Source organism: Candidatus Accumulibacter meliphilus (assembly GCF_036625345.1).
Taxonomy (GTDB): domain Bacteria; phylum Pseudomonadota; class Gammaproteobacteria; order Burkholderiales; family Rhodocyclaceae; genus Accumulibacter; species Accumulibacter meliphilus.
The window spans coordinates 544,543-550,885 of the sequence record NZ_JAZKTZ010000003.1; the positions used below are offsets into that span (position 1 = coordinate 544,543).

5 protein-coding genes are annotated in these 6,343 nt (G+C 61.4%); all 5 read right to left on the reverse strand.

The genetic code is table 11. The features are described 5' to 3' along the window. Window positions 1-20 precede the first annotated feature (20 nt). Genes truB through rimP form a run of 5 tightly spaced genes read right to left on the reverse strand, consistent with a single transcriptional unit; the run spans window position 21 to window position 6,217 of the window. Window positions 21-917: a tRNA pseudouridine(55) synthase TruB gene (truB, locus tag V5B40_RS08780; RefSeq protein ID WP_332354154.1), complete on the reverse strand. Its 897-nt coding sequence runs from the start codon at window positions 915-917 to the stop codon at window positions 21-23. Then, window positions 914-1,300, reverse strand: a complete 387-nt coding sequence (gene rbfA / locus V5B40_RS08785) for a 30S ribosome-binding factor RbfA (RefSeq protein ID WP_169067341.1) — start codon at window positions 1,298-1,300, stop codon at window positions 914-916. The genes truB and rbfA overlap by 4 nt, the downstream gene beginning before the upstream one ends. Next, window positions 1,301-4,243: a translation initiation factor IF-2 gene (gene infB / locus V5B40_RS08790; protein WP_332354155.1), complete on the reverse strand. Its 2,943-nt coding sequence runs from the start codon at window positions 4,241-4,243 to the stop codon at window positions 1,301-1,303. It abuts the gene before it with no gap. A gap of 19 nt (window positions 4,244-4,262) precedes the next feature. Further along, window positions 4,263-5,735, reverse strand: coding sequence for a transcription termination factor NusA (gene nusA, locus V5B40_RS08795; protein ID WP_332354156.1), 1,473 nt, complete (start codon window positions 5,733-5,735; stop codon window positions 4,263-4,265). Between the two features lie 14 nt (window positions 5,736-5,749). Continuing rightward, on the reverse strand, window positions 5,750-6,217 hold the full coding sequence (gene rimP / locus V5B40_RS08800; RefSeq protein WP_332354157.1) for a ribosome maturation factor RimP: 468 nt from the start codon (window positions 6,215-6,217) through the stop codon (window positions 5,750-5,752). Between the last annotated feature and the right edge of the window lie 126 nt (window positions 6,218-6,343).

Sequence of the window (6,343 nt, forward strand, 5' to 3'; positions counted from 1 at the left end):
GCGCCGAATCCTGACCCGCGCTACGCCGAACCAATCACCCGGCGTGGCTGGATGCTGCCCTGGCCATCGACTTCGCCGAGGCCGAGGAGCCGCCGGGCCTGCCCATAAACGCGGCACTTTCCCGGTGCCGCGGCGCTGCCAACGGGATTGCCGTGTGTGAAACGTAGCGCGGCCTCGTCGTCGAGAGTGATCGCTGGCAGACTCTGCAACAAAGCGTCGGGAGGCAAGAGCCAGCGTTCACGTGCCTCTTCGGAGAGCGCCGCCAACTCATCGAGGGTCACGGCATCGGCAACGGCGAGAGCGCCGACGGCGACGCGACGCAGAGCGGCGAGATGCGCCCCGCAGTCGAGCGCACGACCCAGATCCTCGGCCAGGCTGCGGATATAGGTGCCTTTGCTGCAAGCGACCCACAGCCGACAACGATCGCCCGAAAAGTCCAGCAAGCGGAGCTCGTGAATCGTCACCGCGCGCGCCTCGCGTTCGACTTCAATACCCTGGCGGGCGAGCTCGTAAAGCGGCTTGCCGTCGCGCTTCAAGGCCGAGTACATCGGTGGGATCTGGCGAATGGGCCCGCGCAAGCGGGCCAGAGCGGGCTCGAGTTCGCTGGGCTCGAAAACGACCGGGCGACGCTCGACGACACTGCCATCGGCGTCACCGGTATCGGTCGTGACGCCGAAAATAAGGTCGGCTTGGTAGGTCTTGTCGGCGGCGAGCAGATCAACTGCAAACTTGGTCGCGTCGCCGAAGCAAAGCGGCAGCAAACCGCTGGCCAGGGGGTCGAGAGTGCCGGTGTGACCACCCTTGGCCGCCGAGAACAGGCGCCGGGCAGCTTGCAGCGCCGAGTTGGAAGTCATCCCCGTCGGCTTGTCGAGCAGCAAAACGCCGTCAACGCGTCGCCAGGTCTTGCGGATACTCAAACCTGTTCTGGAGGATCGGTTTGATCCGAGATCGCCGCCGCCTCGCTGATCAGCTTGGACATTTTCTCGCCACGTTCCAGGGACTCGTCGAAAATGAAGTGCAGCTGCGGTGTGCTGTGAATGCTGATTCGTTTGCCAAGTTCGCTACGCAGAAAACCCGATGCTTTCTGCAGACCGAGCATCACCGAGTCGAGGTGTTCGCTGCCGGCCAGGCTGCTGAAGTAGACCTTGGCATGCGCGTAATCGGCGCTGATATGCACCTCGGTCAAACTGATCATGCCCACGCGCGGGTCCCGCAGCTCGGTCCGGATGACTTCGGCGAGCTCGCGGCGAATCTGTTCGCAGATCCGGTCCCGGCGCAAAAAACCTTTGTTGGCAGGCATTTACAGTGTCCGTGCAACTTCCGTAACGTCGTAGGCTTCGAGTTGGTCGCCCTCTTCGTAGGCATTGTAGTTCTTCAGCGACAGACCGCATTCGAAACCGCCGCGCACTTCTTTGGCGTCATCCTTGAAGCGCTTCAGGCCATCCAGTTCGCCGTCCCAGATGACAATATGGTTGCGCAACAGGCGCACACGCGAGTTGCGTTTGACGACCCCTTCGAGAACGTAGCAGCCGGCAATGGTACCAATCCGGGTGGCATTGAAAACCTGTCTGATCTCGACCAGGCCGGTGATGTGTTCACGCTTCTCGGGCGCGAGCATGCCGGAAAGCGCGCTTTTCACCTCGTCTACCGCATCGTAGATGATGTTGTAGTAGCGAATATCGACACCCGAATGCTCGGCCCCCTTGCGCGCACCGGCGTCGGCACGAGTATTGAAACCAATAATCACCGCATTCGATGCTTGCGCCAGATGAACATCGGACTCGCTGATGGCACCGACAGCTGCGTGGATGACGTTGACCTTGACTTCCGCGGTCGACAGCTTTTGCAGCGACTGCACCAGCGCTTCCTGAGATCCCTGCACGTCGGCCTTGATGATCAACGGCAACACCTTGGCTTCGGCGGTGGTCATCGTATCGAGGATACTCTCGAGGTTGGCCGCCTGCTTGGTCGCCAATTTGACGTCGCGGTACTTGCCCTGACGGAAGAGCGCGATTTCGCGCACCTTGCGTTCGTCGGCCAGCACCACGGCCTCTTGGCCGGCCGCCGGGACATCGGAAAGACCCAGGATTTCGACCGGGATCGACGGTCCTGCCTCCTTGATCACCTTGCCGTTTTCGTCAAGCATGGCGCGCACCCGACCGAAGACCTGGCCAGCCAGCACGACGTCGCCCTGGCGCAGCGTTCCCGACAAGACCAGCATCGTTGCCACCGGTCCGCGACCCTTGTCGATCCGCGCTTCGATGATCAAACCTTTGGCCGGCGATTCCGTCGGCGCCATGAGTTCGAGCATGTCGGCCTGCAGCAGGACGTTTTCGAGCAACTCGTCGATACCCTGCCCGGTCTTCGCCGAAACCGGGATAAACGGTACGTCGCCGCCATACTCTTCGGGTACGACCTGTTCGGCAACCAGTTCCTGCTTCACGCGTTCGGGCTCTGCGCCGGGCTTGTCGATCTTGTTCACGGCCACCACCAGCGGTACGCCGGCGGCCCTGGCATGGTGAATCGCCTCGCGCGTCTGCGGCATGACGCCATCGTCAGCGGCAACGACCAGGATAACCAGGTCGGTGGCCTTGGCGCCGCGGGCACGCATCGCCGTAAAAGCTTCGTGACCAGGCGTATCGAGAAAAGTCACCATGCCGCGCGCTGTTTCAACGTGATAGGCACCAATGTGCTGGGTGATGCCACCCGCTTCACCGCTGGCAACGCGGGTACGGCGAATGTAGTCGAGTAGCGAAGTCTTGCCGTGATCGACGTGGCCCATGACGGTCACCACCGGCGCACGCGGTTCGAGCGGCGCATCCTTGTGGTCGACGCCTTCGTCATCAAGGAGGAAGGCATCCGGATCGTCGAGCTTGGCGGCAAACGCCTTGTGGCCCATTTCCTCGACGATGATCATCGCCGTTTCCTGATCGAGCACCTGATTGATGGTCACCATCGAGCCCATCTTCATCAGCGCCTTGATCACCTCGGTGGCCTTGACGGCCATTTTGTGGGCAAGGTCGGCGACCGAGATGGTCTCCGGGACAGAAACGTCGTGCATGACCGGCTCGAGGGGTGCCTGGAAGGAATGTTCTTCATCGGCACTGCTACCGCGACCGCCGCGCTTGCCATGCTTGTTGTCCCGCCAGCCGGCAGCACCGGTTGCGCCGCGCGTGCGCAGCCCCGCCCGCTTGTTGGCACCTTCGTTCTTCCACTGGCCCTTCTTGTCGGGAGCGGCTTTCTTCTCCGGCATTTTCTTGTCGGTGCTGGCCGGCTTGCCAACCGGCTTGTGCAAGGTCTTGTCTTCCGCCGGCCGTTCGCTGGCGGTTTGTGCGGCGACCTGCTTGGCAACCCCGGCGGCCTTGGCCGCGACGGCCTTGGCTTCGGCATCCTGCTTGGCCCGCGCCAGGTCGACAACGCGTTGCTGCTTGTTCTTGAACTCGGCTTCCTGCAGCGCACGCAACTCGGCGTTACGCCGCTCTTCCTCGGCGCGCAGTTTCTGCTGCTCCTCGCCGATGATCGATGCCCGCGTCACCACTTTTCTGCCGCCGGCTTCGACCTTGGCTTTTCTGGCAGGTGGCCTGGCATTTTCCGCGACCACTGGCTCGAGCTTCGCTTCGACCTTGGCTTCGGCCACCGCTTCGGTCTTTGCTTCGACCACCGCTTCGACCACTGCTTCAGGCACTGCTTCCGCCTTCGCTTCAAGCACCGCTTCGGCCTGCGTCTCGATGAGCACTTCGGTGGGCGCTTCGCGTAGTGGCTCGGCTTTTTCTTCGACAGCCGGCTCGGCGACCGGCTCGACAGCGGCCACAAACGCCGGCGCGGCGTTGTCCGTGAGCACCGGCTCAAACACCGGCGCCAGGGCTGCCTCGGCGATTTCCTCGCCCGCGCCGGCGGCTGCGGGGGCCTCTGGCGGCTGCACGGCGGCAGCGGCTCGCGCCTCGGTCGGCTCACGTTTTACAAGAACGCGCTTCTTGCGCACTTCGACCTGGACCGTGTGCGATTTTCCGTGCGAATCCTGCGACCGGATCTCGCTGGTTTCTCGGCGCGTCAAGGTAATCTTGGTCTTGGCCTCACCGCCATGCGAACGCCGCAGGTACTCCAGAAGCCTGGACTTGTCCTGCTCCGAGAGCAGATCATCCGCCTCGCTCTTGGTGACACCGGCGCGATTCAGCTGCTCGAGCAGGGCACCCGCCTGCATTTTCAGTTGGGTAGCAAATTGGGCAACACTTGTTTGCGCCATATGAATTCCTTTTTCCCGCTTACTCGAACCAGTGCGCACGCGCCGTGGTGATCAGTTGTTTAGCCCGCTGGGTATCCATGCCGGTCAATTCGGTGAGCTCGTCAACCGCCAGATCGGCGAGATCGTCACGCGTCTTGATACCGCTTCCCGCCAGCTTTCCGGCCAGGGACTTGTCCATCCCGTCAAGGCTCAGCATATCCTCGGCGACATCCTCGATCTTCTCTTCGGTAGCAATCGCTTCGGTAAGCAGAACATTTCGCGCACGCTCGCGCAGCTCCTGAACCGTTGCCTCGTCGAAGGACTCGATCTCGAGCATTTCGTGGACCGGCACATAAGCGACTTCCTCGAGCGTCGAGAACCCTTCCTCGATCAGGATATTGGCCACTTCCTCGTCGACATCGAGCTTTTCCATGAACAATACGCGCATCGCTGCGGCCTCGGCCTCGACCATTGTTTGCGCCTCGTCTTCGGTCATCAGATTGATCGTCCAGCCGGTCATTTCCGAAGCGAGACGAACGTTCTGGCCGCCACGACCGATGGCAATCGCCAGGTTCTGCTCGTCGACCACCACGTCCATGCAATGCTTTTCCTCATCGACGACGATCGAACTGACTTCCGCCGGCGCCAGCGCACCGACGACAAACTGTGCCGGATCTGGCGACCAGAGGACAATGTCGACGCGCTCGCCGGCCAGTTCATTGGTCACCGCCGTGACCCGCATGCCACGCATACCGACGCAGGTGCCGATTGGATCGATACGCTGGTCGTTGGATTTCACCGCGATCTTGGCGCGCATGCCGGGGTCACGGGCAGCCGCCTTGATCTCCAGCAAGCCGTCATCGACTTCCGGAACTTCCAGCGCGAACAGCTTGATGATGAACTCCGGCGCCGTTCGCGAGAGAATCAACTGCGGCCCGCGGGCAGCACGATCGATACGCAGCAGATAGGCTTTGACGCGATCGCCGACACGCAGGTTTTCGCGCGGAATCATCTGGTCACGCGGCAGCAAGGCTTCGATCTTGCCGGTTTCGATGATCGCGTTGCCACGCTCCATGCGCTTGATGGCACCGATCACCAGATGTTCCTTGCGTGCCAGGAAATCATTGAGAATCTGTTCGCGCTCGGCGTCGCGGATTTTCTGCAGAATCACCTGCTTGGCCGCTTGCGCGCCGATACGGCCGAAATCGATCGGCTCCAGCGCCTCTTCCAGGAAGTCACCGACCTCGACCTCGGGATCCTGAACCTGCGCTTCCGACAAGGGGAGCTGTTCCTCCTCGTCAAGAAAGTCAGGATCGGCAACGACCTCCCAGCGGCGGAAGGTTTCGAAATCGCCGGTTTCGCGGTCGACCACCACGCGAACATTCGCGTCGTCGTGGATGCGCTTCTTGGTAGCCGACGCCAGCGCCATTTCCAGCGCGCCGAAGACGATGTCTCTGGTGACGTTCTTTTCACGTGCCAGGACATCTACCAGCAGCAAGATTTCGCGGCTCATTTGCTCATTACCTCCTAAACCAGCCTATCAGTCGATTTTGCCAGGTCGAAGTTGGGCACCAAACGCGCCTTGTCAACATTGACCAGGTCGAATACCACCTCGCCCGAATCGATCTGCAAGCGCACCCTGCCTTCGTGCACACCCTGCAGGACACCTTTGAAGTTGCGTTGGCCATTGCACGGCAAGCGCAGCTTGAGAGTGATCTCGGACCCCGCGAAACGCTCGAAATCAGCCTCCTTCTTCAACGGCCTGTCGATCCCCGGCGAGGAGACCTCGAGACAATCGTAATCGAAGTTCTCGACCATCAATACCCGCGACAACTGATTGCTGACCAGCGCACAGTCTTCGACATCGACGCCGCGCGGCTTGTCCGGCTTGTCGATGAAGACGCGCAGCACACGGCCACGCGGACTGCGCTCGACATCGACCAACTCGTAGCCGAGGCCGGACACCGTTTTTTCAAGAACTTCGTGCACATCCATGGCTGCAAATAAAAAATGGGCGAAACGCCCATCCCCGAAAAGTTGTGCCCACAAGGGGCGACCGGAAAACCGTTGGATTATAGCGAAAATAGTCGCCGACGTAAATCGGCCCGCGAGCTGACCAGC